Origin of the sequence: Marinospirillum insulare DSM 21763 (genome assembly GCF_000686905.1) — a bacterium.
In the GTDB taxonomy this organism is placed as follows: domain Bacteria; phylum Pseudomonadota; class Gammaproteobacteria; order Pseudomonadales; family Halomonadaceae; genus Marinospirillum; species Marinospirillum insulare.
Window position 1 is genome coordinate 114,109 of the sequence record NZ_KK366037.1, and the last position, 26,132, is coordinate 140,240.

The 26,132-nt window shown below is 43.8% G+C and carries 24 protein-coding genes and 1 pseudogene; 5 read left to right on the plus strand and 20 right to left on the minus strand.

Features of this window, described 5'->3' with window-relative positions; translation table 11 throughout:
• Window positions 1-6: 6 nt before the first annotated feature.
• From flgH to flgB, 7 genes are all read right to left on the minus strand, one after another.
• Complete coding sequence (gene flgH / locus BP27_RS0114250; protein WP_027852104.1) at window positions 7-690, minus strand: flagellar basal body L-ring protein FlgH; 684 nt, start codon at window positions 688-690, stop codon at window positions 7-9.
• Window positions 691-718: 28 nt separating this feature from the next.
• Window positions 719-1,507, minus strand: a complete 789-nt coding sequence (gene flgG / locus BP27_RS0114255) for a flagellar basal-body rod protein FlgG (protein ID WP_027852105.1) — start codon at window positions 1,505-1,507, stop codon at window positions 719-721.
• A 23-nt stretch (window positions 1,508-1,530) separates the two neighbouring features.
• Entirely contained in the window at window positions 1,531-2,268 is a 738-nt protein-coding gene (locus BP27_RS0114260; RefSeq protein ID WP_027852106.1) for a flagellar basal body rod protein FlgF, read from the minus strand.
• A gap of 461 nt (window positions 2,269-2,729) precedes the next feature.
• A complete protein-coding gene (locus BP27_RS0114265; protein ID WP_027852107.1) occupies window positions 2,730-4,205 on the minus strand; it encodes a flagellar hook protein FlgE in 1,476 nt (491 codons plus the stop codon).
• A 24-nt stretch (window positions 4,206-4,229) separates the two neighbouring features.
• Complete coding sequence (locus BP27_RS0114270; RefSeq protein WP_027852108.1) at window positions 4,230-4,916, minus strand: flagellar hook assembly protein FlgD; 687 nt, start codon at window positions 4,914-4,916, stop codon at window positions 4,230-4,232.
• A 20-nt stretch (window positions 4,917-4,936) separates the two neighbouring features.
• The gene (gene flgC, locus BP27_RS0114275; protein WP_027852109.1) at window positions 4,937-5,410 is read right to left on the minus strand and encodes a flagellar basal body rod protein FlgC; all 474 of its coding nucleotides are present in this window, start codon (window positions 5,408-5,410) and stop codon (window positions 4,937-4,939) included.
• 13 nt (window positions 5,411-5,423) lie between these two features.
• Window positions 5,424-5,825 carry a flagellar basal body rod protein FlgB gene (flgB, locus tag BP27_RS0114280; protein WP_027852110.1) on the minus strand — a complete coding sequence of 134 codons (402 nt, stop codon included), beginning with the start codon at window positions 5,823-5,825 and terminating at the stop codon, window positions 5,424-5,426.
• Between the two features lie 266 nt (window positions 5,826-6,091).
• On the opposite strand from flgB, the gene BP27_RS16520 reads away from it, so the two are divergent.
• Window positions 6,092-6,445 carry a YqcC family protein gene (locus BP27_RS16520; RefSeq protein ID WP_036240538.1) on the plus strand — a complete coding sequence of 118 codons (354 nt, stop codon included), beginning with the start codon at window positions 6,092-6,094 and terminating at the stop codon, window positions 6,443-6,445.
• Here BP27_RS16520 and BP27_RS0114290 read toward each other — a convergent pair.
• Together BP27_RS0114290 and bamE are read right to left on the minus strand one after the other, a co-directional pair.
• Entirely contained in the window at window positions 6,442-6,705 is a 264-nt protein-coding gene (locus BP27_RS0114290; protein ID WP_036240540.1) for a DUF1653 domain-containing protein, read from the minus strand. The genes BP27_RS16520 and BP27_RS0114290 overlap by 4 nt on opposite strands.
• Before the next feature lie 2 nt (window positions 6,706-6,707).
• Entirely contained in the window at window positions 6,708-7,052 is a 345-nt protein-coding gene (gene bamE, locus BP27_RS0114295; protein WP_027852112.1) for an outer membrane protein assembly factor BamE domain-containing protein, read from the minus strand.
• A 151-nt stretch (window positions 7,053-7,203) separates the two neighbouring features.
• On the opposite strand from bamE, the gene BP27_RS0114300 reads away from it, so the two are divergent.
• Window positions 7,204-8,751 carry a cation:proton antiporter domain-containing protein gene (locus BP27_RS0114300; RefSeq protein ID WP_027852113.1) on the plus strand — a complete coding sequence of 516 codons (1,548 nt, stop codon included), beginning with the start codon at window positions 7,204-7,206 and terminating at the stop codon, window positions 8,749-8,751.
• Here BP27_RS0114300 and BP27_RS0114305 read toward each other — a convergent pair.
• On the minus strand, window positions 8,748-9,965 hold the full coding sequence (locus BP27_RS0114305) for a TraB/GumN family protein (RefSeq protein WP_027852114.1): 1,218 nt from the start codon (window positions 9,963-9,965) through the stop codon (window positions 8,748-8,750). The two genes, BP27_RS0114300 and BP27_RS0114305, sit on opposite strands and share 4 nt — an antisense overlap.
• A 402-nt stretch (window positions 9,966-10,367) precedes the next feature.
• Between BP27_RS0114305 and BP27_RS17635 the strand changes: the two are divergent.
• The 3 genes and pseudogenes from BP27_RS17635 to BP27_RS0114315 form a co-directional block, all read left to right on the plus strand.
• Window positions 10,368-10,838, plus strand: a pseudogene (locus BP27_RS17635) (methyl-accepting chemotaxis protein); the annotation flags it as partial.
• A gap of 45 nt (window positions 10,839-10,883) precedes the next feature.
• Window positions 10,884-11,261, plus strand: coding sequence for a CZB domain-containing protein (locus BP27_RS17640; RefSeq protein WP_425411894.1), 378 nt, complete (start codon window positions 10,884-10,886; stop codon window positions 11,259-11,261).
• Window positions 11,262-11,312: 51 nt separating this feature from the next.
• Entirely contained in the window at window positions 11,313-13,226 is a 1,914-nt protein-coding gene (locus BP27_RS0114315; protein ID WP_027852116.1) for a methyl-accepting chemotaxis protein, read from the plus strand.
• Between the two features lie 73 nt (window positions 13,227-13,299).
• Here the strand turns inward: BP27_RS0114315 and sufT are convergent, their stop codons facing one another.
• From sufT to BP27_RS0114365, 10 genes are all read right to left on the minus strand, one after another.
• Window positions 13,300-13,854: a putative Fe-S cluster assembly protein SufT gene (gene sufT, locus BP27_RS0114320; RefSeq protein WP_027852117.1), complete on the minus strand. Its 555-nt coding sequence runs from the start codon at window positions 13,852-13,854 to the stop codon at window positions 13,300-13,302.
• Between the two features lie 31 nt (window positions 13,855-13,885).
• On the minus strand, window positions 13,886-15,139 hold the full coding sequence (locus tag BP27_RS0114325) for a cysteine desulfurase (protein ID WP_027852118.1): 1,254 nt from the start codon (window positions 15,137-15,139) through the stop codon (window positions 13,886-13,888).
• Window positions 15,136-16,446, minus strand: a complete 1,311-nt coding sequence (sufD, locus tag BP27_RS0114330; protein WP_027852119.1) for a Fe-S cluster assembly protein SufD — start codon at window positions 16,444-16,446, stop codon at window positions 15,136-15,138. Before sufD ends, BP27_RS0114325 begins: the two co-directional genes overlap by 4 nt.
• Entirely contained in the window at window positions 16,443-17,192 is a 750-nt protein-coding gene (gene sufC / locus BP27_RS0114335) for a Fe-S cluster assembly ATPase SufC (RefSeq protein ID WP_027852120.1), read from the minus strand. The genes sufD and sufC overlap by 4 nt, the downstream gene beginning before the upstream one ends.
• Window positions 17,193-17,250: 58 nt before the next feature.
• Window positions 17,251-18,708: a Fe-S cluster assembly protein SufB gene (sufB, locus tag BP27_RS0114340; RefSeq protein WP_027852121.1), complete on the minus strand. Its 1,458-nt coding sequence runs from the start codon at window positions 18,706-18,708 to the stop codon at window positions 17,251-17,253.
• Between the two features lie 177 nt (window positions 18,709-18,885).
• The gene (locus tag BP27_RS0114345) at window positions 18,886-19,344 is read right to left on the minus strand and encodes an SUF system Fe-S cluster assembly regulator (protein ID WP_027852122.1); all 459 of its coding nucleotides are present in this window, start codon (window positions 19,342-19,344) and stop codon (window positions 18,886-18,888) included.
• A gap of 161 nt (window positions 19,345-19,505) precedes the next feature.
• Entirely contained in the window at window positions 19,506-21,728 is a 2,223-nt protein-coding gene (locus BP27_RS0114350) for an NADP-dependent isocitrate dehydrogenase (RefSeq protein WP_027852123.1), read from the minus strand.
• 166 nt (window positions 21,729-21,894) lie between these two features.
• On the minus strand, window positions 21,895-22,878 hold the full coding sequence (waaF, locus tag BP27_RS0114355) for a lipopolysaccharide heptosyltransferase II (RefSeq protein ID WP_027852124.1): 984 nt from the start codon (window positions 22,876-22,878) through the stop codon (window positions 21,895-21,897).
• 7 nt (window positions 22,879-22,885) lie between these two features.
• Entirely contained in the window at window positions 22,886-24,622 is a 1,737-nt protein-coding gene (locus tag BP27_RS0114360; protein ID WP_036240542.1) for a restriction endonuclease subunit S, read from the minus strand.
• Complete coding sequence (locus tag BP27_RS0114365) at window positions 24,622-26,127, minus strand: N-6 DNA methylase (protein WP_027852126.1); 1,506 nt, start codon at window positions 26,125-26,127, stop codon at window positions 24,622-24,624. The genes BP27_RS0114360 and BP27_RS0114365 overlap by 1 nt, the downstream gene beginning before the upstream one ends.
• Window positions 26,128-26,132: the final 5 nt, after the last annotated feature.

The following is a 26,132-nucleotide window of genomic DNA, read 5'->3' on the forward strand; positions in this document are numbered from 1 at the left end:
CTCATATTACAGCGGCCACCAGCCACTGTTAAAGAATCGAGCTAACCAGCCTTGTCGGTTAGAATTAGCTAGGTCGCCAGTACCGCTATAAGTAAGCCTTGCATCAGCCAACTGGCTAGAGCTAACCGAGTTATCTGGAAGAATATCTTCTGGCCTGACTATGCCTGAAACCCTTACGTATTCATCACCCTGGTTAAGGGTTAACCATTTTTCACCACGAATTAACAGGTTACCATTGGGGTAAACATCGTGAACTGTGACCGTAATTTTACCTAGCAAACTATTGCTTTGGTCAGCACTGGCATCACCTTTAAAGTTTCTGTCTGTACCCATACCTAAACCCAAGTTTACTGGGGACTCACGCCCTGCAATTGTTGGGTTAGCGATATCTATACTCGAATTACTTTTAATATCGGAAGTAGCAGATTTAGTAGAGCGAGTTCGTTCTTCTAAATCGACAGTAATAACATCGCCCACTCGGTAGGCTTTTCGGTCGTTAAATAAGGCTTTACTGTGGGCAGACTGATACAAAGATCCACGTGTTGGGGGTGGTGGCTCCATACGACTAGGTTGTACAGGTGCATAAACAGGATCATCTGGCTTGACCTGCTTTTCACCTGGATTGGCTGCACAGGCAGCAAGCTGCACTGCTAAGGCCAATACAAGTAATATAGAGAAGATACGCTTCATTCGACTGTCCCCACAAAAGAAACCTGGTTTATAGCGTTTGTGTTAAGTTGCGCAGCATATCGTCTGCCGCAGAAACTACCTTGGTGTTCATTTCATAAGCACGCTGAGTAGTGATCATATCAACTAGCTCTTCAACTGCGCTTACGTTTGAAAGTTCCAGCATGCTTTGCTGAACAGCGCCAAAACCATTCTCACCACCAATACCATCTAAAGGCGCACCTGAACCGGCTGTTTCTGCAAAAACGTTATTACCCATTGCTAATAAGCCAGCAGGGTTAATAAAGTCGACAACTTCTACTTGACCAATTTCTTGTGGGTCATTGTTCGCACCTGCTTCAGTAACAGTTACTGTACCGTCACGACCTATGGTTACTGAGTTAGTATTTTCAGGAACAACAATTTCTGGCTCTAAAGGAAAACCATTCGAGTTAACAATACGGCCATCAGCATCCAGGTGAAATTGCCCGTTACGCGTGTAAGAGATCTCACCATCGGGCATTAATAAACGGAAAAAACCACGACCATTAATGGCGATATCTAGCGGCTGGTTAGTGGTTTCTAAGCTGCCTTCAGTAAACTGACGTTGAGTAGCTGTAACTCGAACACCCGTACCTAGCTGCAAACCTGTAGGTAACTGGGTATCACCACCATTTTGCGCACCAGGCATTTTTTGTGCTTGGTAAAGCAGGTCTTCAAAAATTGCACGGTTACGCTTATAACCAACGGTGTTTACGTTAGCTAGGTTATTAGAAATGGTGGACATTTTTGTGTCCATGGCATTTAAGCCTGTTTTACCTGTCCAAAGTGCCGGATGCATAACTTAAACCTCTTTTAAAATTTTTAGCCCATGCGCATAACGCTGCTTGCAGAAGCGCCATTTTCATCGATGGTTTTCATCATTTTTACGTTCATTTCATATTGGCGCGACAAGGCCAATAGACTGGTTAATTCATTAACTGCATTTACATTGCTGGTTTCTATTGCACCAGACTCAACCCTAACTAATTCATCAGCAGGTAAATCACCTGCAAAGTTACGTGGACGCATTAGACCATCGAGGCCTTTCTCCATGGTAACGCCCATAGCTTGGGCACTAACCAACTTAACTTGATCAACTAAAGCAGCTTGGCCTGCATCGTTTAAACTGATACCACCATCACCATTGATATGAAAACGCTGCCCAGGGGGAAGAACAATCGGGCCACCATTGCCGATAACCGGCAAACCATTGCCGGTACGCAACATGCCAGTTGGGTCAATATTCAGATCACCTCTACGGGTATAAGCTTCTTCGCCATTGGGTGCTTGTACGGCTATCCAGCCTTCGCCTTGTAAGGCTATATCTAGTGGGTTGCCTGTGTAATCATAACTGCCCGATTGAATATCAGTCGCTGGACGCTCTGTAAGCGAGTAAACACGGCTTGGGTGGTGCTCACCAAATACAGGCATGGCACGGGCTTGTTCAAAATCTGCGCGAAAGCCGGTGGTGTTTACGTTGGCTAGGTTATTTGAGCGTGCCGTTTGCGCCATCATATTGTGCTTGGCGCCGGTCATAGCGATAAAGAGTGCTTTGTCCATGAGTAACTCCGAATTCTTAATTACTTAGTACACTGCAATCTCTGTGCCAACTACTTAAAGAAGCTTGGCGACAATACAAGCGATACCATAAATACGCTAGGGCTGTTTGCAGGTATTGCTTTTCAGGTCGCTGTAAATACCTCCCTGTACGCTCTAGGTGCCGCTTCCCTGCGGCACAAAGCCTGAAAACCAATAACCTGCACGCCCAGCTGGCTTTTAGCTAACTCTAAAATAAAAGCTCAGCTTGTAGATGAGTCAGGCATCTGCTGCAGGAGCAGCAGCTGAGTTTACAGGGACGTACTTGCAACGTCCTGACGAACTACAACTGAGCTTGTGCTGCCACCAAACAAATACCAAACATAAGCTCACGGCACCCAGAGCGTACAGGGCAGCAGGTCGATTTTAGGGCGACATGCACAAAAAAACCCTCACTTGGAGGGCTTTAGAGCTTACAAATTTAATTAACGCAGGTTAATTATGGTCTGGGTAATGGTGTCTTGGGTTTGAATGGTTTTAGCGTTGGCTTGGTAGTTACGCTGACCAATGATCATTTTGACCAACTCTTCAGCCAAGTCCACGTTAGATTCCTCCAATGCACCACCGGCAATCGTACCGGTAATACCTGTACCAGCCTTGTTAGTGGTTGGAATACCCGACTCTGAGGTTTCTAACCAAGCTGTTGAACCGTTAGGCTTTAATCCTTCTGGGTTTCTAAAGGTTACTAAAGGAACCTGGCCCACAGGGCGGTTTTGACCATTGGTATAACGACCAAATATAGTACCATCAGGGCTTACTTCTATGCCTGCTAAACGCCCAGTGGTATAACCATCTTGAAACTGAGACTGGGCTGAGTAGGAAGCACCGTATTGAGTCGTACCTCGTAAATTATAGTTAATTTCATTATTTGCCCCTGAAGTTGCCCCCACCCAAGCACCTTCTAAATACTCTTCGGGAACTTCAATATCAAAGTTATCTTCAAGACTACCTGCAAACGGCTCTGTATTTGTATTATCAAACCCATCGTTATAACCCCTCAAGCTGCCTTGAGGATTAAAAGCCAAAGTTGCTTGCGCCATACCACCAGGTGAAGGTGTAGCTAAGTAACCACCTAGAGTGGCATTAAGCACTGTAACACCACCTGCATCAGCATGAACAGGATCACCCAAATCCCATGTTTCAGCAGTTAGAGGCAGGAAGTCGCCAGGGTTGTCAGGGTCAGGGACGTTGCTGTACAAGGCTTGGCCAGCTTCACCATAAAACTTTCCATTAAATGAGTTGACGACGGCCCAAGTATTACCATCTGCTGGTGTAACAGGGGCAACTTTTACAAAATATTGAGTAACCACATGCTCTATACCTAAACTATCGTACATAGGCGTTTGGTTAGCATCACTATAGGTCGTGCGATCACGAGGATCAAACAAGGTAAAATCCAAGTTTTCTTTGCGCGAATCCAAATTAAGTTCTACATCAATTCTCGAAGTTGCATTAGGCTCTACGTTGGTTTGGGTTAGCTGAATATCACCCATAACTCCACCAATATTACCTTGCAAATCTGCACTATAGCCTTGCAGGCGTTTACCAGTATTATTGGTAATATAACCTTCTTTATCTAGGTCAAAATAACCTGCACGGGTGTATTCAATTTGTCCATTATTTGAAAGTACAAAATAACCGTTACCTTCAATGGCCATATCTAAGGCACGGTCAGTGTAGTCAATATTGCCTTGCGTATGCTGTTGTGAAACGCGCTCTACCAGCACACCCGAACCCACTGAGTTACGGCCGGTACCTAAAATAGAGGCACTATAAACATCACCAAACTCTGCACGGGATTGTTTAAAACCCTTGGTACTAGCGTTGGCAATGTTGTTACCGGTAACGCTTAAGTCCATTTGCGCTGCACGCAAACCTGAAAGACCTGTATTAAAGCTCATTGTTAAGCACTCCCCTGCCTTAAATTAGTTAATTACTTTGACATTGCGCAGTGGAATAGCATCACTCATACCACTGATATTCAACATGATTTCTCCACGCTTGCCTGAGTTAAGCGACACACTAGCGACGTTTTGTGCAAGGTATAAATCCACCCCTTCATGCTCATTACCGTTACTAGCAAAGGCGCGGAATTGGTAAGCACCTGGTGGGAAGGGCTCACCGTCTGTGTCTAAACCATTCCACTCAAAAGCCACTTCGCCTGGCTCGCGTGAACCTAAAGAAATATCACCTAAATATTCACCTGAGTCTGAATAAACTGCTACAAACACATCGGGTGAAGATTCTTTTAAATCAACTGTACCGTTAACCACTTCACCTTCGCGCAGCTCACTCACATTACTTAATACCTGAACAGAGCGACCGACTAGGGTTGAAGCCTGTAATGCCTGGGTTGATTGCATGCTGTCTGCAAAACCACTCACCGTAGCATCTAGGTTACTAATACCTTCTAGTGATGAGAACTGCGCCATTTGCGCGATAAACTCACCATTATCGGTCGGCTCTAGCGGGTCTTGGTGTTCTAGCTGAGCAATGAGAAGACGCATAAACTCGTCTTTACCCATTTCATTTCTTTTGCCAGCCTTTTCAGCTTCCCGCTGCTTATTTTCGACCTGCATTTCTCTATAAAAGCTTGTACTTTCAATACTCATAGTCTTATCTCTATTCTAAGTTAGCCGCCCTGACCTAAAGTCAGAACGCGCTGCATCATTTGTTTGGTGGTATTCATTACTTCTACGTTGGTTTGAAAAGAACGTGAAGCTGCCATCATGTCGGTCATTTCTTCAACCACATTGACGTTAGGGTAAAAAACATAACCCTCTTCATTTGCCATAGGATGGTTAGGCTCGTGGCGCATTTGTAATTCTTGGTTGCTTTCAACTATTCCCATTACCTGTACACCTTCGCCGGCTACATCGCGTGGGTTAAAACTTGTGACCGGGTTTTGGTAGCCATGTTCGTCACTAATACCTTGCTTGTAACGCTCTAACATAGGCGCAAATACTGGCTTGCGGGCGCGGTAGGTTTCTTCTAACGAGGAACTGACACTTTGGGCGTTAGCCATGTTTGAAGCGGTAGTGTTTAATCGCACAGTTTGTGCGTTCATGCCGCTTCCAGCTATATTAAAAATTTTGTTTAAAGACATAACCCGCTCCTAATTAGCCTTGATTCTTCATGGCTTTCATTAAGCCACTGAATTTACTGTTTAAGAAAGTAAAGCTACTTTGGAAATCCATAGCGTTTTTAGCAAATTCAGCCTGTTCAATATTCGTTTCAACGGTGTTGCCATCGATAGAAGGCTGATGTGGCATACGAAACTTAAGTGACTGATCCATCACTATTGCAGCGGCAGGAATATGCCGTTGGCTAGTACGATTCAGCTCCATGCGCTGACGGTTTTCATACTCACCTTTCAAAATACCTTTAAAATCAAGGTCTCTTGCCTTGTAGCCTGGCGTATCGCTGTTAGCTAGGTTGTTAGCCAGAATTTCTGAGCGCTTGCTACGCACGTTTAGTGCATCTGGGTGAAGGCCTAGGGCATTTTTAAAGTTAATCGACATAGTTAATCTCCGCTGCTTTGCCTTTATACATACAATTTTAGTGCCATGTTTTTATTCTTCATATATTTCAATAACTTAGATTAGGTGCACTGCTTTTTATTTGTAAAACACTCGCAAACAGACTCAAAAAACTTGTTAGCACTGCTTGGTTAACCTAAAAGCGGCAAGCCTCTGCCGCTCTAGTGATTAATTACTATTTTTTGTTAAACTCACCTAGTTAAACTGCTGCTTACAACCCATCAACTTAAAGCTTACAAGCCAACGCCATGACGCCTAATGCAAAATTACTTAATAAACTTCTTAACTTATTGGAAAAGCGACTTAAACATATAAATGCTTGGCAAGTTGCTCAACCAGACCCAGCTGCCTTTAATAGCCAAACACCTTTTTGTGTAGACACCATGAGTTTAGAACAGTGGTTGCGTTATATTTTCATACCTAGAATGCAGGCTTTAATTGATGCAGGTAAGCAGTTACCTACCCACTGCGCCATTACAGAGCAGGTTGAAATGGTGCTGTCTAATAATGAAAAAGCCAGAGTCATGGAAGTGACTCTGGCTATAGATAAACTACTAACTGAACAGAAGATTCCTTCGGCTAGTTTGTTAAAGCAGGTTTAGTCCATGGCTTTATCGGGTTTAGCACCCTGAAACTCGAAGCGTGGAACTTCTTCACCAGCAACTTCTACCGTGTCGGCGAAGATGCTTAATGGCCTAACCCACCAGCTACCGTCTGAATAACATTGACGATACACCACTAGCCATTCTTCAGTTTCACTATGCTGAGCTAAGCGTAACACCTCATATTCTGCGCCTTTAAAATGTCGATAAATACCCCGAGGCAAATCAACAGGCGGCGTTACATTAAGATTAACAGTCATTACTAAGGCCCAGCTTGGTTGGTGTTTTCTTGTTTAGGATCTGCCGTTGTTCGGTTATAGGTATAAGAGGCTACCTTGCCTTCTTTGTTATAACGAATAACTAGATCACTGGTTTGCGCGTCTGAAAATGCACTGTAACGGTAGTGGCCGTAAGTCCAGGTTTGCTGGCCGCTTTCTGAACCAGTACGCCAAGGATTACCAAACATAGCTTGAATGTCTGATTTAGAAGTTTCACCTATCACTAGGTCGGCAACCTTGTGTTCAGCATAGGGCTGCCCAACAGTAGCACAACCTGCTAAAAAACCTGCAACAACGAATGCGAATAGAGTAGTTTTTATAGCCTTCATATAAATCCCCTTAGGTTTATTGCTGTCATAGCATTATTACACAAGCTGCAAGTTTAACCCTAGTGTTGCTTTTTAATAACTAAACCTTGATTTACCTTCAACAAGCTGACTTAATTCACCCACTTTTTTAGATTTTCTGACGGATTTAGACATGACCGAAGCGGTGTGGATTATTTTTGCGTTTGGCTTAGGCGCAGGTGTAAAAATACTGGGCCTTCCACCTTTAATAGGCTACCTAGCAGCTGGCTTTGCCATTTCAGCTTCTAGCCAATTTATTGGGCTACCTGCAGAAAGCACGGCAGCACTACAGCACCTTGCTCACTTAGGTGTTTTATTATTACTTTTTACAGTTGGTTTAAAGCTAAAAATTAAAAGCCTAGCTCGCCCTGAAGTAATTGGCGGCGGCTTAATTCACTTTATTATTTCCTGCATTATTTTTGCACCAGGTATTTTTTACTTTATGGATGTTAGCGCCTATACAGCGCTAATGTTGGCCGTTGCTCTGTCATTCTCTAGCACAGTCTTAGCCGCCAAAGTTTTAGAGGGTAAACGAGAATTACGAGCTTTTCATGGTCGTGTTGCCATAGGTATTTTGGTGGTTCAAGATTTAATTGCCCTGCTAGTGATGAGTATTACCAGTGGTAGCGCACCTTCCATGTGGGCTTTGGTGGTATTTGGTATCCCACTCTTAAGGCCAGTGTTTTACAAGTTACTAGATTTTAGTGGCCAAGATGAACTACTGGTTTTACTCGGTTTGCTACTAGCCTTAGTGATCGGTGGTTTTGGTTTTGAAAGCGTAGGCCTAAGCTCTGAATTAGGCGCACTAGCTTTTGGAGCATTATTAGCTAACCACCCTCGCTCACCTGAGCTGTCTAAAGCCTTGTGGAGTATTAAAGAAGTTTTCTTAGTGGGTTTTTTCTTACAAATCGGTATAGGTGGGCTGCCTAACCTAGATGCCATAATTTTTGCATTAGTAGTCACTTTGCTCTTGCCTATCAAGGGCATTTTATTCTTCTTTATTTTGTTAGTGTTTAAGCTAAGGGCTAGAAGTGCTTTTTTAACTGGTTTAAGCCTAACCAACTTTAGTGAGTTTGGTTTAATAGTAGCCAGCCTCATTTTACCCGAATGGCTAGTACCTCTTGCGCTTGCTGTTAGCCTGTCTTTTTTAATTTCTGCACCTTTATACAGAGCAGCCCAACCCCTTTACGAAAAGCTATCTAGCTACCTAATCCCCTTTGAGCGCAAAGGGTTTCATCCAGACGAGCTGCCTTTAAAATTAAGTGAAGAAGTTTTAATTATTGGTATGGGGCGTACAGGTACTGCAGCCTATTTACACTTAGAGAACAAAGGTCTTTCCATGGTAGGCATGGACTCTGACCCTATAAAAATTGAGAAGCTATCACAGGAAGGCTTTAATACGGTGTTTGCTGATGCAGAAGACCAAATACTTTGGCAGCAACTAGAAGCACCCAACCTTAAGTATGTGCTACTCACTGCCAATGATGTAGAAGCCAAAATTATTGCGGCCTTTAAGTTAAGAAAATATGGTTTTAACGGCGTTATTATTAGCCATAGCTCTTTTGCAGAAGATGCTGCTGCTATTAATGCAGCAGGGGCAAACTACACCCATCAAACCTTTTCTGAAACTGGGGTGGGTTTAGCTAAGCACCTGCTAAAAGAAGTCAATAAAGAAGCCTAGTTTATTAACTGCTCAAACACCACAAAACCACCCACATAAGTGCCTATAGCCGACCCAAGGGTTGCCATAATAAACACCAACAAGGTACGAGATACACGATTTTTCCACCAGCCTTTTAGTGTGGCAGTATCTTGGCGTAGTTGTGAAAAATCGGCGACCTTAGGTTTGCGAAAAAATATTTCTGCAGCAGCGGCAACAAAGCCTGCGCCTATGGTTGGGTTAAGCGAAGTTAAAGGGGCGGCCACAAAAGCTGTTAAAACGGTTAATGGGTGCCCACCTGCTATTAAAACCCCTAAAGCACTTAACCCACCATTAATTAGTACCCAGTCCAGAACCATTTGAAGCCCTAAACCTGTGTCGCGGCTAAAACCTATCGCAAACCCAGATAAAATTAATGCTACCACCAGCCAAGGGACATACTTCATCCATTGATTACCTGGCGGCACACTGTTTAACACCGCTAGTTGTTCGCTTGGGTCTTCTGGTAGATGCCCATTCAGGCTTTCTTCTAAACCTTTAAGATGGCCTGCACCCACCACAACCAATACTTTTTTGTACTGACTATCACCATTTTCTTGCGCCAGCCTAAGTGCCATATAATGATCACGTTCAGCAATTAAAGCTTGGTAGAGCTGTTTTGAATCAGCAGCAAACTCACTAAAAGTTGACTCAAGCATGTCACCTTCTTTTAGCTTTTCAATGTCTTCAGGAGACACTTTTTGGCGTGAAAACAAACTACCCACTAGCCCAGTGATTAACCCTGCTCTTTGCCACCAAGGCACACTACGATAAACGCGTTTTAAAGTGACGCCTACATCTCTATCTATTACTAGCAAAGGCAGATTTTTTTTACCTGCTTCTTCTATAGCAGCTTTCATTTCTTCACCAGGCGCAATGCCTGATTCTTCTGCTACACGCTGTTGAAAAGAGCCTAAAGCCAAATTGGCCGCAACCATCCCCGCTTTGCCTTGTTTAATGACTTGAAATAGGTCGAGTTTGGCAAGCGCATCGGGGTCTTTTAAAGAAGCAAAGCGTGCAGGGCATAACTCTATGGCAACAGCGTCAAATGCATCACTGCTAATTAATTGACGCACCTCATTGGCACTTGCCTTAGAAACATGAGCGGTGCCTAAAAGGGTATACTCTGTAGCATATTTATGGAGTGTTTTACGCGGACCATCACTGTTTTGCATCGTTAGTTGGCTAGTATTCATGTAGCGTCTCTTGCTGAAATCAAGAAAAGCAGCATTAGAACAGACTTACAGCTAAAAGTCAGGCTGGTAGAAGCCGCTTCAGCAGGTATATAATCAGTAACAAAAGTACACAGCATAGATATAAGTTATTAGCATCTAACTAGTTAGACCAGCTATAAAACCAACTATAAAAAAAGTAGTGTGCAACGCGCTTTAAAGGAGATAAACATGTTTTTTGGCCACGCACTTAAAAATGAAAACCTGCAACTGCGTCAACAGCTTGAAGCAACTCAAAGCCAACATCAGCAAGAAGTACATAAGCTGGAGCTAGAAATCAAACGCTTGCGTAACGAGCATCAAGAAAAATCTACCCAGTGCGTTCACATTGAAAAAGTTCAGCAGGTTAACCAACGCGGCAGCACCATGTTAAATGCCGTGCGTGATGGCTTAGCCAGAGATACAGACGCGCTGCGTACTGAAAGCAAATCCCTCCAATTGCTAGATGAAATTTTCAACCAAACACGTACAGCGGTTGAGCAGTTAGACAGACGCGCTAAAGCCATTAGTCAACAAGCTGAACAAAGTTCTACTGGGGCACGCACCCTAGAGGTCACAGCACAAAGTATTGGTAAGCTAATTGGCAGCATTCAAGAAATATCTGATCAAACCAATTTACTAGCATTAAACGCAGCCATTGAAGCAGCGCGTGCGGGTGAACACGGTCGAGGCTTTGCAGTAGTCGCTGATGAAGTTAGGCAGTTAGCTGGCAAAGCTAGCTCTGCCAGTGGTGAAATCGAAAAGCTGATTGCTGAAATTATTCGTCAAATTGAAAGCATTCGTCACTTAGTTGATGTTAGCCAAGCCAGTGCAGAAGATGTTTCCAGCTCATCTATACAAATAAGCAGCACTGTAGATCAAGTTATCAATAGCTCAGATCACATGCAGTCAGTTATTCATAACACAACAACCAATGCCTTCCTTAATACCGTTAAGCTTGATCATGCCGTATGGAAAGCAGGTATTTACCAAAGAATAAGTGAAGGACGCTTTGAAGAAAGCGCGGGCGACCACACAGCTTGCCGCCTAGGTAAGTGGTATTTTGAAGGTTACGGTTCTAAGCACTACCAACAATTAACTAGCTTTCGTGACCTTAACAGCCCTCACAAAGCAGTGCATGAGTATGGTAATCAAGCCCTAGAAGCTGGAGCAAGAGGCGATATGGAAACCCTAGTCGCAGCACTTGAAGCCATGGAAGATGCTGGTCATCAGGTAGTAACCTTTATAGATCAACTGCAAGAAGAGCTAGCAAACAAATAACAACTCTAGACACACTTTTTCTAACGGACTTAAATTTGAGAGGACTTCAACTTGGCAATCGCTATCCCCTTTAAAAATATTAGCCAGCGCCTAATGCTAGTATTCTTTGTTGTTTTACTTTTAGCATCAGGAAGCCTTGGGTTAACCGCACTTTACCAATCAACACTCGCTGTTAATGAACAGGTAGAACTGGCTCTTAACAATATTGCAACCAGTGCCAGTGATACTGTTCGTAGCCGTATAGACACGCAGCTAGCCACCCTGACTGAGCTAGCAGAACAGCCCATTTTGCAAAACCTTAACCCAGAATCTTTGAGCTATTTAGGTACAGCAGCCGATAGACTCGGTTACCTAGGTTTAGGTTGGGTCAATACTGCTGGTATTGCTCATTACACCAAAGGCAACACTGCAGACTTAGGCAACCGTAGCTACATTATTAAAGCCTTTGAAAACCAGACTAATATGTCTAACGTGATTATCAGCCGCGTGGTTAATAAGCCGGTAATCATGCTAGCCACGCCTATCAGAGACAAGGCAACACAAAAGGTTAAAGCCGTTCTCATTGCCCGTATGGATGCTTCCCTACTCAGTGAAATTACCGATGACCTAGGCTTTGGCGACAGTGGTTTTGCTTTTGTGTTAAATGAAAAAGGCATCGTTATTGCCAACCGTGATCGTGAAAAAGTTCTAAACCAATACAACACCCTAGAAACTGGTGACGCAACGAGCATTCAAACCTTTTCAAAAATTGTAAATCAGCGTAGTGGCACAACTGACTTATTGCTAGAAGCAGATGGTCAAGACTACCTAGTCGGCTTTGCGCCCATTGCCAACACTGGCTGGGTATTAGGTGTCTCTGCTAAAAACACTGAGGTTTTTCAAAGACTAGGCTTACTACAGTGGCTACTAGGTTTAATGTCGATAGCTGCAATTGCCGTGGGTATGTTTTTAGCTTGGGCCTTTAGTCAGCGCATTGTTATTAAACCACTTCAGCACATTAAAGATGTAGTACAACAAGTGCAGCAAACTGGCAATTTACAGCTTAGAGTAAAACTTAAAGGCCAGGATGAAATGGCTGTGACTGGTCAAGCCTTTAATGCAATGATGAACTCCTTCCAAGAGCTAGTTACCCGAATGACCAGCTCTACTGAGGAGTTGTTTGCTGCTTCTGAACAGTTAGATAAAAACAGCAAAACATTATTGAACGATTCTAACCAACAAGAATCTATGACAACCCAGCTAGTTGCTGCGTTAGATGAAATGAACAGTGCTATCCATGAAGTAGCACAAAATACTGTTTGGGCTTCTGAACGAGCTGAAGCTGCAGTAGAACAAACCGACGAAGGACGAGAGCAGGTTGAAACCAGCCAAAGAACCATTGATCAGCTAGAAGAAGAAGTAGTTGATGCAGCTTCTATTGTTTCTGAGTTGAATAACCAAACAGAAGAAATAGACCAGGTACTTAGTATTATTAGCAGCATTGCAGAACAAACCAACTTGTTAGCACTAAATGCCGCAATAGAGGCAGCCAGAGCGGGTGAGCATGGTCGTGGTTTTGCGGTGGTTGCTGATGAAGTAAGGTCTTTGGCCGGTAATTCACAACAAGCGGCGGGTAATATTCGTGAAAAAATTGAAAGCTTCCGCCATGCTGCACAACAAGCCTTAACCAAGATGCAGCAGTGCAGCAGCTTTGCCGCCGAAGGTACAGAAAGCTCTCGACTCTCTACCGAGCGTTTTAATGTTACCGCTGACTCAACCCGAGAAATTCTTGGTTTAAACCAGCAAATAGCTACTGCCACTGAAGAACAAAGTGCTGTTGTTTCAGAACTTAACTTAACTCTAAACCAGTTAAATGATGGGATTCGTAATGTCACTAACAATGCTAGGGATACAGCTGCGGCATCGACTCAGCTAACCAAGCTGGCACAGACGTTAAGAAAAGAAGCCAGTCACTTTAAAATTTAGAGTCAGCTATAAATCTTAAAGCGCAATCTAAAAAGCGAAAGCTAAAAAAAGCCTCAATCTGAGGCTTTTTTTATTAGAACATACCCAGCTCTAATTGCGCATCTTCCGACATCATCTGGCGTGACCAAGGGGGGTTAAATACGATTTCAGTATTCACCGAACTTAAATCTTCAGCACCTAGCAGCTTGCGCCTTGCATCAGCTGCTATTACTTCACCCATACCGCAACCCGGTGCAGTTAGGGTCATTTTAATATTGAGCATTTTACGGCCATCAATTAGGTCGACAATTTTCATATCATAAACTAAACCTAAATCGACGATATTGACTGGGATTTCTGGGTCAAAACAGGTGCGTAGCTGGTCCCAAGCAAAGTCCATTATCTGCTCATTGCTAGCACCCTTAGCCAATTTAGGCTGTTTAAGGCTAGGCAAACCTAAAGCATCTAGATTAATGCCTTCAATCATATACATGCGGCCCTGATGACCCACACTCACCGTGCTGCCTTTGGCCTGCATAATTTCTACTTCTTCACCTTCTGGCAAACTAATGGTTAAGCCAAAAGGAACTGAAATAACCTCGGTTTCTCGCAAGAGGTTTAGCTTATCGCCTTTTTTAACACTACTCATAATTAACTCGGCTCATAACATCTCCAGTGGGCTAAACCAGCATTTCTCTAACCCGCTTAAGTGCAGCAACAAATACATCCACTTCTTCTAGGGTGTTGTAAGCTGCAAAAGAAACACGCGCAGTGGCGGTTACGCCTAGGTGCTCTAACACTGGCATAGCACAGTGGTGGCCGGTACGCAGGGCAACGCCTAGCTGGTCGGTGAGCAAGCCAATGTCTTGGGCATGAGCGCCTTCTAACACAAAAGAAATAACCCCTACCTTGCCACTGGCTTCACCCAAAATACGCAAACCTGGTAACTCAGCTTTCATCTGCTGGGTAGCATAGGCTAAGAGCTGATTTTCCCAAGCGCCAATAGCATCTGCACCAATTTTTTGCATCCAATCCACCGCTGCACCTAAACCTATGGCAGCAGCAATCGCCGGTGTACCCGCTTCAAATTTATGCGGCAGTTGGGCGTAGGTGGTTTTTTCAAAAGAGACCTGCTCAATCATATCGCCACCACCCTGCCAAGGCGGCATGGCTTCTAGCAAAGCTTCTTTACCATAGAGCACGCCTATACCCGTTGGGCCGTACATTTTATGCCCAGAAAAAACATAGAAATCGGCATCTAAGGCTTGCACGTCTACACTTTGATGCGGCACACCCTGAGCGCCATCCACCAATACAGGAATATTTAAAGCCCTAGCAACAGGAATAATTTCATCCAGCGGCGTAACTGTTCCCAAAGCGTTAGAGACTTGGGTTATGGCTAAAAACTTAACCTTAGGCGTTAACAGCTCAAAAAAAGCTTCCATATTTAAGCTGCCATCAGCCAAAACAGGAATAATTACCAACTCAATACCCAGTTGCTCGCGCAGCATTTGCCAAGGCACTATGTTGGCGTGGTGCTCCATCATCGACAACATTACCTGGTCACCCGCTTTTAAGTTCGCTCTGCCCCAACTTTGCGCCACTAAATTAATGCTTTCAGTCGTGCCACGGGTAAAAATAATTTCTTTACTAGAAGCCGCATTAATAAAGCCCTGCACTTTTTCACGCGCCAGCTCATGAGCATCGGTCGCTTCTTGAGAAAGGGTATGCAAACCTCGGTGAATATTAGCGTTGGTTTTACGGTAATAATCATCCATGGCTTGAATAACTGCGGCTGGCTTTTGACTAGTCGCTGCGTTATCTAAATACACCAAGGGCTTGCCATTGACTTCACGCGCTAAAATGGGGAAGCAAGCCCTTAAAGCTTGCAAATCATAGCTTGGCTGAGTGAGGTTAGTTTTGGCTAGATTCATTGAATTAAATCCAACTCAATTTTATGCGGCAACTGCCCAGCAACGGCGGTTTCTACTAGGTTATAAATTGCTGGAAGCTCTAGTTTGTCGATCACTTCGTTCGCAAAAGCTAGGGTTAACAAACCTCTGGCTTCTTCTTCACCGATACCGCGTGATCTAAGAAAAAACAGCGCGTCCATATCTAGCTGGCCTGTAGTTGCACCATGCGCACACTTAACATCGTCGGCATAAATTTCTAGCTCTGGCTTAGCATTTATTAGAGCTTGGTCACTTAATAACAGGTTAGCGTTATTTTGTACTGCCTGTATTTTTTGGCTGTCTTTCTTAACAATAACCATGCTATTAAACACACCACTAGCCCGATCATTCATAATGGTTTTATAGGTTTCAAAGCTATTGGTCAGCGGCGCGTTGTGGTTAACCAACGTATGAATATCCATGTGCTGACGGTTGCGACCAAACAGCAAGCCAGCAAAATCACACTCGGCACCTGTACCGTTTAGGTCGCAAACTAAATCATCACGCACCAGCTTGCCGCCTAGGTTCATTTGATGACTGGTGTAACGGCTGTCACGCTTTTGTTCAATTTGAATGCGACCCACCCACCACTCTTTATCGCTAGGCTGCTGCAACAAGGTATGGTGAATTTTTGCGTTACGCTCCATCACTCCCTCAACCACACGGTTGGTGAAGTTTTTGGCTTCTTCTGCACCAATAAAATGCTCAATTAATTGCAGCTCACTGCTTGCGCCAGCGGCAATTAAAATACGTGGATGCGACATAACTGCTTCTTCAGTCGCAGTAGAAAGGTAGGTCACTAACAAAGGCTTATCTACCTTTTGGTTGTTTCCCACACGCACCACCACACCTTCACTTACAAAAGCAAAGTTAAGCGCGGTAAATACATCCACATCTATTCCGGCTAAACGCCCCATCATACCGCTGGTCAGTTCAAGCTCGGTTGCTAAGGCTTGGGATAAGGGCTCTATAACCACTGCATCTTGAATGCCTTCTAGGTTAGAAAGCTCTTTGCATAACAAGCCATCAACAAACACCAGCTGGTAAGCATCTAGCTGCAAACCTTTGTCAGCCATAAGCTGTTGGGCTGCTTGCTGGTCATAATCCGTAGCGAGTTTAAAGTCACGCTTGGCTAAGGCTTTGGTATCGGTGTATTTCCAATACTCAATAGCAGGCGTAGGAAAACCTAAGTGCTCAAAGCGTGCAAAAGCCGCAATACGCTGACTTTTTAACCAGCCATCGTCTGCACCTTGGTTAAAGGCTTCAAAGACTTGGGCATAGTGTTTCATGCCGTTTCCTCCACTACCCAGTCATAACCCCTATCTTCTAGCTCTAATGCCAAAGACTTATCGCCCGTTTTAATAATTTGACCATCGCTTAAAACGTGAACAAAGTCTGGCTCAATATAATCTAATAAACGCTGATAGTGGGTAATCATTAAAAAGCTACGACCTGCATCACGCAAAGAGTTAACCCCTTCAGAAACCACTTTTAAGGCATCAATATCTAGGCCTGAGTCTATTTCATCGAGCAGCACTAACTTAGGCTCTAAAATCAGCATTTGTAGAATTTCATTACGCTTTTTTTCACCGCCAGAAAAGCCTTCGTTGACAGCACGGTGTAAAAAGCTATTGTCGATTTTCATAAACTTAAGCTTTTCACGCACTAGCTTCATAAAGGTAGGCGCTTCAATTTCAGGTTCACCCCGTGCTTTACGCTGGGCATTTAAGGCTGCTTTGAGTAGATAAACATTTTTCACACCTGGAATTTCTACAGGGTATTGGAAAGCCAGCATAAGGCCTGCACAAGCCCTTTCTTCAACACTCATTTCAAACAGGTCTTTACCAAAAAAGGTAACTGAGCCACTGGTCACTTCGTAATCACTACGCCCTGCCAATACCGCAGAGAGGGTAGATTTACCCGAACCATTGGGACCCATAATGGCGTGAACTTCCCCAGGTTTAATGCTTAGGCTAAGGCCTTTAAGAATGGGTTTGCCTTCTACCTTGGCGTGTAAGTCTTTAATCTCGATCATCTTGGTCATCTCTTTATAAACTAGCTATTTGTATAGGTTTAAATCAGTGGTTAATCACTTAACCAACTGCGCCTTCTAGGCTCACGTTCAATAGGGCTTCGGCTTCTACAGCAAATTCCATAGGCAGCTCTTGGAAAACATCTTTACAGAAGCCGTTCACTATCATGTTGACCGAATCTTCTTCTGAAATTCCACGTTGCATACAATAAAAAAGCTGGTCTTCACCAATTTTTGATGTAGTTGCTTCGTGTTCAACCTGTGCAGAAGCATTACCTATTTCTTGATAAGGGAAGGTGTGTGCGCCACATTTATCACCTAGTAATAAAGAGTCACACTGAGTAAAGTTGCGGGCATTTTTGGCACTGGGCAGTATTTTTACTAGGCCACGGTAAGACTGGTTAGACCGACCTGCTGAAATGCCTTTAGAAATAATGGTCGAGCGACTGCCTTCACCTAAATGAATCATTTTGGTGCCAGTGTCTGCCTGCTGGAAATTATTGGTGACCGCTACTGAATAAAACTCACCCACTGAATCTTTACCACGCAAAATACAGCTAGGGTATTTCCAAGTAATTGCCGAACCTGTTTCTACTTGAGTCCAGCTAATTTTGGAACGATCACCACGACAATCGCCACGTTTGGTAACAAAGTTGTAAATACCGCCCAAGCCTTCTTCATCACCTGGGTACCAGTTTTGTACTGTTGAATATTTAATGTAGGCATCGTCTAAAGCAACCAACTCAACCACCGCTGCGTGCAGTTGGTTTTCATCACGCATGGGTGCTGTACAACCTTCTAGGTAGCTTACTTGTGCGCCTTCTTCACAAATAATTAACGTGCGCTCAAACTGCCCAGTATTGGCTGCGTTAATACGGAAGTAGGTTGAAAGTTCCATAGGACAAGTAACGCCCTTAGGCACAAATACAAACGAACCATCAGTGAAAACCGCAGCATTGAGTGCGGCGTAGAAGTTATCAGTTTTAGAGACCACTGTGCCTAGGTATTTTTTAACTAGCTCTGGGTGGTTCTGTACTGCTTCAGAAATAGAACAGAAAATCACTCCTGCTTCGGCAAGTTCTTTTTTAAAGGTAGTACCTACAGAAACCGAATCAAAAACCGCATCAACCGCCACGCCTCGAACACCGGCAAGTGCCGCACGTTCATGCAGTGGAATACCTAGTTTTTCAAAGGTTTCTAATAGCTTAGGGTCTACTTCATCGAGGCTTTTAGGAGCGTTTTTGTCTTTAGCACCGGGCGCTGAATAGTAGGAAACCGCTTGATAATCTATTTTGGGGTATTCAATATTCGCCCAAGCTTGCGGGTCGTGCATTTCTTTCCATAGTGCAAAAGCTTCTAAACGCCAGTCTAGCAGCCATTGCGGCTCTTCTTTTTTGCTGGAAATGTAACGAATAACATCTTCGTCCAGCCCAGGCGGTAGAGTATAACTTTCTATATCGGTTACGAAGCCTTGCTTGTATTCACTGCTAACAAGTTGCTCCATTTCTTCATTTGCCATGCTGGTCTCCGGACATCATCAAGTCTTATTTATAATCTTGGTTTCTTACTGGCTGGCTTTTGTAGGCTATACTTCTTCAGGACGCGTAAATACATCCCTGTAAGCTCTGGCCACAACGTCCTGTTGTGGACAGCCTGAAGAAGCAACACCCTACCGCCAGCCTTTTGGTATTAATATTTACCCTACCTCATGCAAAGTTTGTGTTTGTATCTGTATCCAAGGCAGTTTTATTGGCTGAGTTTGCGCCAACTGAGTCAAGGTGACTGAAGCGAGTAGCTGGTGCACCGCTAGGGTTACTCGCTGCCAGTTGTTGGCAACGCCACACTGGCTAATTAGGTCACACTGAGAATCTTCTAAACTGCACTCTGTCATCGCTACCGGCCCCTCTATTGCCGCTATCAAGTCATTCACTGTAATTCGGTGCGCTTCTTTAGCTAGCTGATAACCACCCTGCACGCCCCTTTGTGAAACAAGTAATTCTGCTTTAATCAACATTTTAAGCAGCTTGCTAACGGTTGGGCGAGGCAAGCCGAGTTCATCCGCCAGTGCTTTAGTGGTATAAAGTCGCTGCGGTTCTCTTGCTAGCTGCGCCATAATAACCACAGCGTAATCAGTGAGTTTACTCAGTTTTAGCACTTGCTTTCCTTTGTCACTAACAATAGGTTCTCGGCTTCCTTCTAATAGGAGACCATTCTAGTACCTTTTCAATTCCCAGTAAAGTAGTCAACTACTCAAAAAAAAACCCGAAGCCCTAAAAAGGACTCCGGGTTGCAAGCTAGATTAACCAGCTAGTTTACTTACTTAACGCTTTCAATCGCCTGATTGAAGGTAGCGCTAGGACGCATCACTGAGTTTACTTTCTCTTGGTCTAAACGGTAGTAGCCGCCTAGATCAACTGGCTGACCTTGAACCTTAGCTAGCTCTTCAAGAATCTGTGCTTCTTTTTCTTCCAAGGTTTTAGCTAAAGGCGCAAATTTAGCGGCTAAATCTGCATCGTCTTTCTGTGCTGCTAGCTCTTGTGCCCAGTAAAGGGTTAGGTAGAAGTGGCTACCACGGTTATCTAGCTCACCCACTTTACGTGAAGGCGACTTGTTATTTTCTAACAAGGTACCGGTAGCTTTATCTAGTGCCTGACCTAAAACCTTAGCGGTTTTATTGTCGTTCTTCATGCCTAGTTCTTCTAAAGAAACGGCTAGAGCTAGGAACTCACCTAGAGAATCCCAACGTAGGTGGTTTTCTTCTAGCACTTGCTGTACGTGCTTAGGTGCAGAACCGCCTGCACCTGTTTCGTACATACCGCCGCCTGCCAACATAGGAACAATTGACAGCATTTTAGCTGAAGTACCTAATTCCATAATGGGGAACAAGTCGGTTAGGTAGTCACGCAATACGTTACCTGTTACAGAAATGGTATCTTTACCACGCACCAAGCGCTCCATAGTGGTACGAATAGCGCGGTTATAACCCATTACACGAATATCTAAACCAGAAGTGTCGTGCTCTTTTAGGTAAAGCTCTACTTTTTTGCGTAGCTCACGGTCGTGGGCACGTTCAGCATCTAACCAGAAAATTGCAGTCGTTTCTGAGTTACGTGCACGGGTTACAGCTAGTTTTACCCAGTCACGAATGGCTGCATCTTTGGTTTGACAGGCGCGCCAAATATCACCTTTTTCTACTTCATGCTGCATAAGAACCGTACCATCTGCTTTAACAACACGCATGGTACCGTCAGCTTCAATTTCAAAGGTTTTATCGTGTGAACCGTATTCTTCTGCCTTCATTGCCATTAAACCAACGTTAGGCACTGAACCCATAGTAGTAGGATCGAAAGCACCGTTAGTGCGGCAGAAGTTAATCATTTCTTGATAAATACGTGCGTAGGTAGACTCTGGCATAACCGCTTTAGCATCTTTCAGCTTGCCATCACGACCCCACATTTTACCCGAGCTACGAATCATGGCAGGCATAGAAGCATCAACGATTACGTCGCTTGGAATGTGCAGGTTGGTAATGCCTTTAACTGAATCCACCATCGCCATTTCTGGACGTTCTTCATAACAAGCATGAATGGCTTCTTCAATTTCTTCTTGCTGTGATTGCGGCAGGCCTTTGATATTGTCGTAAACGCTGGCCATACCATTGTTAGGGTTAACGCCTAGTTTGTCGAACAGGTCACCGTACTTATCGAATACGTCTTTAAAGAAAGTTTTAACAGCGTGACCAAAAACGATGGGGTGAGATACTTTCATCATGGTGGCTTTAACGTGCAGCGACCACATTACACCGTCTTTTTTACACTCTTGGAGAGTACGCTCAAAGAAGTTGCTTAGCTGACGTGCGCTCATGTACATGCCGTCTAACACTTCGCCTTCTTCTAGTGCCAAGGTTTTTTTAACTTCTACCTTGCCATCTTTACCTACAAACTCTAAACGCACATCACCGGCTTTTTCCATGGTGATGGCTTGTTCGCTAGAGAAGAAGTCACCGCCACGCATATAGTCTGCGTGTGAGCGTGAAGCTTTGCTCCACTCACCCATAGAATGAGGGTATTTACGCGCAAACGCTTTTACAGCAGGTGGCGCACGACGGTCAGAGTTACCCTGACGTAAAACTGGGTTAACCGCACTACCTAAAACTTTAGCGTAACGTGCGTGAGTGTCTTTTTCTTCTTCTGTTTCTGGTTCATCTACATAGTCTGGCAGATCAAAACCTTGGCTTTGTAGTTCTTTAATGGCTGCTTTTAGCTGAGGAATAGAAGCACTGATGTTAGGCAGTTTAATAATGTTTGCTTCTGGTTGTTTAGCTAGCTCACCTAACTCTTCTAGGGTGTCTGCTACACGCTGATCTTCTTTTAGACGGTCAGAAAAACCGGCTAGAATACGTGCCGCTACGGAAATATCGCTGGTTTCTACTTCAATGCCAGCGGCTTTTGCAAAGGCGCTAACCACAGGTAGAAGTGAGTAGGTTGCTAGGGCTGGTGCTTCATCTGTTAATGTATAAACAATTTTAGGTGCTGTCATTTAATTCCCCGATTCCTTAGTTGCATGATCGACAACTCTCTGCTGGTGTAGCTTTTGGCCACACTTGTCGCCAGAGTTATACGCTTAAAAACAGGTTTTGAATTTGGCTAGTAATTTTACAACATTCATTTTACAGAAAATTTGCCAATTTTTATACCAGCAGAACTTAATACCAAGGGATTAGACTTTCATTAAGCTGCTCAGCGGCTATTAACTGAGCACCCAAGGCAGTTGCCTGACTTAAGTTTTTTGGCTTTTCTGCTGGCTCTACAACGGCTAAATAAGTCGGCAAGCCACAACTTAAGCCTAACAAAGCCAGTACATTATCTTGCGCTAACTGCACTTTGGCTAAAGCCATTAGGTCGACTACTTCATCCCAACTTAATAAACCAGCTAGGTTTTTAATGGCTGCCAGCAGTTTGCTATCTAGCTTAGATAGCAGGTCGGCTACTTCTAGCTGCTCATGGCGTGAAGCAAACAACCAAATTTGCCAGCCTTCTTCTACGGCTTTTAATAACTCTGCTTCTATGGCTTGTAGGTTAGCTACAGAAGCTAGGCTGGCTTTAGCTACATTTCGGGTGCCTGGACTCCAAGCTAGTATAGGCTTTTCTAAACTAAGCTGATGCTGTTGCAGCAGTGAGGTTTGTTGGTTGGCATCTACTTTAAGTTTGGAGGTTTGATAGCTAGTAGGCAGAGCATCTTCTATATCCCAAGCAAGGGCGCGATAACGGTCGGCTAGTTGCGGGTGTAAATCTTTACGCGCTAAGCGAATGTCCATTAACAAAGCATAGCGATATAAACCACGGTAGCCGGTTCGTTCAGGAATATTGGCTAAAGCGGGGATAAGTGCAGGCTTAAAACGCTCGGGTAAAACCCAGGCCCTATCGTAATCTTTACCTTGCAAGGCAATGCCAGCATTCCAAAATACTTTTACGCCCATATTAGGTTCGGGCATATTCCATAGCTCATTAACCTGTGGAAAACGCTTAACTAGGTTAGTAAGCCCCATGGGTGTCATGGCATCTAGGGGTTGCTTGGGGTAACGGGTGCGTAGGTCGTTTAATAGCGGCTGCGCCAGCAAAACTTTTTCTGCGCTGCCAGGTAGTAGTACCAAATTACGACCTGTTTTAGAGCGTTTGAAACGGGGCATAAAATTCCTATTGAACCGCTTGGCTGGTTAGCGCATCGGCCAGTTGAAGCTGGGTTGTTTGGGCAGTGCGGATTTTGGCTTTAAGCTGGTCGCAGATGGCAAAAAGTTGATCAACTTTGGCAACGATGCGTTTTTGTTCGTTTAGTGGGGCAATAGGAACAGGTAGTTCTTCCCATTTTGATCTATTAATTATTGGTGTTGCTGAACCAGAAGATTTTTCAACAACTAACTGATAAAAAGTTTTTGTATTTACAGTTAAAAACAAAAACTCAGACATCACTTCAAAAGGATGGATAGAATTTATTTGCTGATTAAATGCAACTCGTCTATCTGCGATTACACTTTTACCAACAGATCCGCCAATGCAAACCATCAAAATATCACCGTAAACCGCTTCTGAGCTATGCTTTAAACCTTCTTTAGTCAGCGTCTTATCTGACTCTAACAATTTACCTGATGGCGTTATCTGACCAGGCCCAATAAAGGGTATTTCACCATCAAAGTTCTCTGCGGTTTTAGTGCTAGGAGTCTTTCCTGTCGCTCCAATACCTAAATCTCCTAAACGTGCCCACACCCAGCCATGAGGTGCTTGAAATGGAATGTCTTTATTTGAAATTTTAGGCATGGGTTTAGTTTTTCTGATTTTTCGTTCTTTAATGAACGCTTCTTTTTTTATAGTTATTTTATCCAATAGCAAACAAACTGGTTCGTCGTTGGGATCTTGTGGCACTAGCTTGCCCATTACTGCTAACTGCAAAAGGGTTTGTTTTAGCTGGTCGATGCTATTTTCTGTGGTAAAAAGCGTTTCAAAGTTGGCGGCTAGGCGTGTCCAAGCTTGCTGAAAAGCTTCTGCATCGGCGGCTTGGGTTAAAGCAGTTAATAGAACTTCTACTAACTGTTGGTGGGCTGCAAGGCTGTTTTCTTGTTGTTCTTCTAGTTGATCGCAGAGCGCCATTAACTCATCGACTTTGGCGACGATGCGTTTTTGTTCGTTTGCTGGTGGTAAAGCAATTACAGTGGCTATTATTTTTTCTCTAGAGATATTCGGTTGAGCGCCACCAGCACCCATACCTATAAAGCGTGGCTTATAAGCTTTTAATAAGGTCAACAAGAAAACATTACTAAACCCTGTAAAGGTCGTACACGCACAAACAGCTTGATTTGTAGTTGCTGGCACCGACAAAATAGCTGCTTTTCCAATTGTTGCGCCATACATAGCCAGCAAAACATCACCAGCCTTGTTATAACGTAGTGAGGTTTTCTTTAAGGCATCTTCCGTAATTGTTTCTTCTGAATTAGATATATAGTCTGCTACCAATTCACCTGATTTAAACCAGGGTATATTCCCACCATAAAACTCTGAATTACTTCGTTTTGGTGTTGCACCTGCACCCCAATCTCCAATATCGTTTAAACGAACATATTCCCACCCATGTGGTAAAAACCCATATTTTTCATCAATTGAAATTGATGGTATTTTTTTTGGCTTTCGTATCTTTTTTTCTTTAACCAACTGCTCTCTTTCTGCTGCTATCTTCTCTAACAATACCGAAGCTGGCTCGTCATTTGGGTCTTGGGGTACTAACAGCCCACGCACGGCTAATTCTAAAATCAACTCCCTTAGTTTTTGGATTCCATAAAGCTCCTGCTTTTTACTGCTACCTCTACCTTGTGTAGCTCTTTGCTTAATAGCACTTGTCCAAACATCCATATTTTCAGTAATTAGGTTTTCTATAGCTGCCATTATTTCTCACCCTTGGATGCTAACGCTTCGGCAAGAATATTTTTAAGCTGGTTTTGCAAGCTGTGTATTTCTGCCTGTTGGGTTTGGTAATTGGCTAATAATTCTTCTGGGTCGTGGTTAATGGCTTCTTCAACGTGTGGGTTTTTAATGTCTAGGTTGTAGTTGCGTTGAATAATTTCTTCAATGCTAACTTGCCAAGCCTGTTGGTTTTCTACCCGCCCTTGGCGCTTAACTTTTTCATCAATGGTTTTGCCTGTGCCCCACCAGTTGTAACAAGCATCAAAGTCTTTTAGCTGCATGGGTTTGGTTTTGTTAAAAGCTTTTACGCCTGTTGGCAATGGCACCTCGTAATACCAAATGTTTTTAGTTCCTTTTTCTTCGCTGTCGGCACTGCTTTTTTCAAAAAACAGAATATTGGTTTTTATGGAGGTGTAGGGCGCAAATACAGAGTTAGGCAGGCGTACCACTGTGTGCAGGTTACATTCATCTAACAGCAGTTTTTTAATTTTGGTTTTAACGCCTTCACCAAATAAAGTGCCATCGGGCAATACCACTGCGGCACGGCCATTTTCTTTTAGCACTTCTATTATGTATTGCAAGAATAAATCGGCGGTTTCTCGGGTTTGGTATTCTGAGGGGAAGTTCTTTTCTATGCCGTCTTCTTCTGTGCCACCAAAGGGTGGATTAGACACCACCACTTCTACCATGTCTTCAATATCTAAGCTGGATAGAGGTTTGTTTAGGGTGTTGCCGTGGCGTATTTGTTTGGGTACTTCTATGCCGTGCAGCATCATATTGGTGGTGCATAACAGGTGGGGTAGCTGCTTTTTTTCTACGCCCTGCACTGAGTTTTGAAATAGTTTTTCGCCTTGGGTGTCTTGCACTTGTTTTTGCAGAATATCTAAGGAGCAGGCAAGGAAGCCGCCCGTACCGCAGGCTGGGTCCAGTATTGCTTCGCCTAGCTGGGGGTTAATCATTTGCACTATAAAGCGTGTCACTGCGCGTGGGGTATAAAACTCGCCTGCGTTACCTGCGCTTTGTAAGTCTTTAAGTATTTGTTCGTATAAATCACCAAACAGGTGGCGTTCTTCTGAACTGGTAAAGTCTATTTCGTTTAGTTTGTTTACCACTTGGCGCAGTAGCGTACCGTTTTTCATGTAATTAAAGGCATCGCTAAACGCTTCTTTAACTACAAAACCTCTTGGGTTGGTTTCTAAGGGTGCAGCTAGGTTTTTTAAGTCGTTGATTAGTTGGTTGTTTACAAAATCTAAAAGCTCTTCGCCCGTTATGCCTTGTTTGTCGGCTGCCCAATTGCGCCATAAATACTGGGTTGGAAGGGGTGTTTGGTAGTTATCTAGTTCAAATTCTAGCTCTTCTTCTTGGGCATCGAATATTTTTAAAAAGAGTAACCATGAAAGCTGGCCTAGGCGTTGTGCATCGCCATCTACACCCGCGTCTTTACGCATGATGTCTTGAATGGATTTAATAACAGATGAAATTGACATGAGTT

Excerpts from the sequence above, each read along its gene's own strand:
- BP27_RS0114265 (WP_027852107.1), bottom strand. The coding sequence starts at position 4,205 with ATGAGCTTTAATACAGGTCTTTCAGGTTTGCGTGCAGCGCAAATGGAC.
- BP27_RS0114290 (WP_036240540.1), bottom strand. The coding sequence starts at position 6,705 with ATGACTGTTAATCTTAATGTAACGCCGCCTGTTGATTTGCCTCGGGGT.
- sufC (WP_027852120.1), bottom strand. The coding sequence starts at position 17,192 with ATGATCGAGATTAAAGACTTACACGCCAAGGTAGAAGGCAAACCCATT.
- BP27_RS0114360 (WP_036240542.1), bottom strand. The coding sequence starts at position 24,622 with ATGGCAGCTATAGAAAACCTAATTACTGAAAATATGGATGTTTGGACA.
- sufB (WP_027852121.1), bottom strand. The coding sequence starts at position 18,708 with ATGGCAAATGAAGAAATGGAGCAACTTGTTAGCAGTGAATACAAGCAA.
- BP27_RS16520 (WP_036240538.1), top strand. The coding sequence starts at position 6,092 with ATGACGCCTAATGCAAAATTACTTAATAAACTTCTTAACTTATTGGAA.
- BP27_RS0114260 (WP_027852106.1), bottom strand. The coding sequence starts at position 2,268 with ATGGACAAAGCACTCTTTATCGCTATGACCGGCGCCAAGCACAATATG.
- waaF (WP_027852124.1), bottom strand. The coding sequence starts at position 22,878 with ATGCCCCGTTTCAAACGCTCTAAAACAGGTCGTAATTTGGTACTACTA.
- flgC (WP_027852109.1), bottom strand. The coding sequence starts at position 5,410 with ATGTCTTTAAACAAAATTTTTAATATAGCTGGAAGCGGCATGAACGCA.
- BP27_RS0114350 (WP_027852123.1), bottom strand. The coding sequence starts at position 21,728 with ATGACAGCACCTAAAATTGTTTATACATTAACAGATGAAGCACCAGCC.
- BP27_RS0114365 (WP_027852126.1), bottom strand. The coding sequence starts at position 26,127 with ATGTCAATTTCATCTGTTATTAAATCCATTCAAGACATCATGCGTAAA.
- flgH (WP_027852104.1), bottom strand. The coding sequence starts at position 690 with ATGAAGCGTATCTTCTCTATATTACTTGTATTGGCCTTAGCAGTGCAG.
- BP27_RS17640 (WP_425411894.1), top strand. The coding sequence starts at position 10,884 with ATGCAGTCAGTTATTCATAACACAACAACCAATGCCTTCCTTAATACC.
- flgG (WP_027852105.1), bottom strand. The coding sequence starts at position 1,507 with ATGCATCCGGCACTTTGGACAGGTAAAACAGGCTTAAATGCCATGGAC.
- BP27_RS0114300 (WP_027852113.1), top strand. The coding sequence starts at position 7,204 with ATGACCGAAGCGGTGTGGATTATTTTTGCGTTTGGCTTAGGCGCAGGT.
- sufT (WP_027852117.1), bottom strand. The coding sequence starts at position 13,854 with ATGAGTAGTGTTAAAAAAGGCGATAAGCTAAACCTCTTGCGAGAAACC.
- flgB (WP_027852110.1), bottom strand. The coding sequence starts at position 5,825 with ATGTCGATTAACTTTAAAAATGCCCTAGGCCTTCACCCAGATGCACTA.
- BP27_RS0114305 (WP_027852114.1), bottom strand. The coding sequence starts at position 9,965 with ATGAATACTAGCCAACTAACGATGCAAAACAGTGATGGTCCGCGTAAA.
- BP27_RS0114325 (WP_027852118.1), bottom strand. The coding sequence starts at position 15,139 with ATGAATCTAGCCAAAACTAACCTCACTCAGCCAAGCTATGATTTGCAA.
- BP27_RS0114270 (WP_027852108.1), bottom strand. The coding sequence starts at position 4,916 with ATGAGTATTGAAAGTACAAGCTTTTATAGAGAAATGCAGGTCGAAAAT.
- sufD (WP_027852119.1), bottom strand. The coding sequence starts at position 16,446 with ATGAAACACTATGCCCAAGTCTTTGAAGCCTTTAACCAAGGTGCAGAC.
- bamE (WP_027852112.1), bottom strand. The coding sequence starts at position 7,052 with ATGAAGGCTATAAAAACTACTCTATTCGCATTCGTTGTTGCAGGTTTT.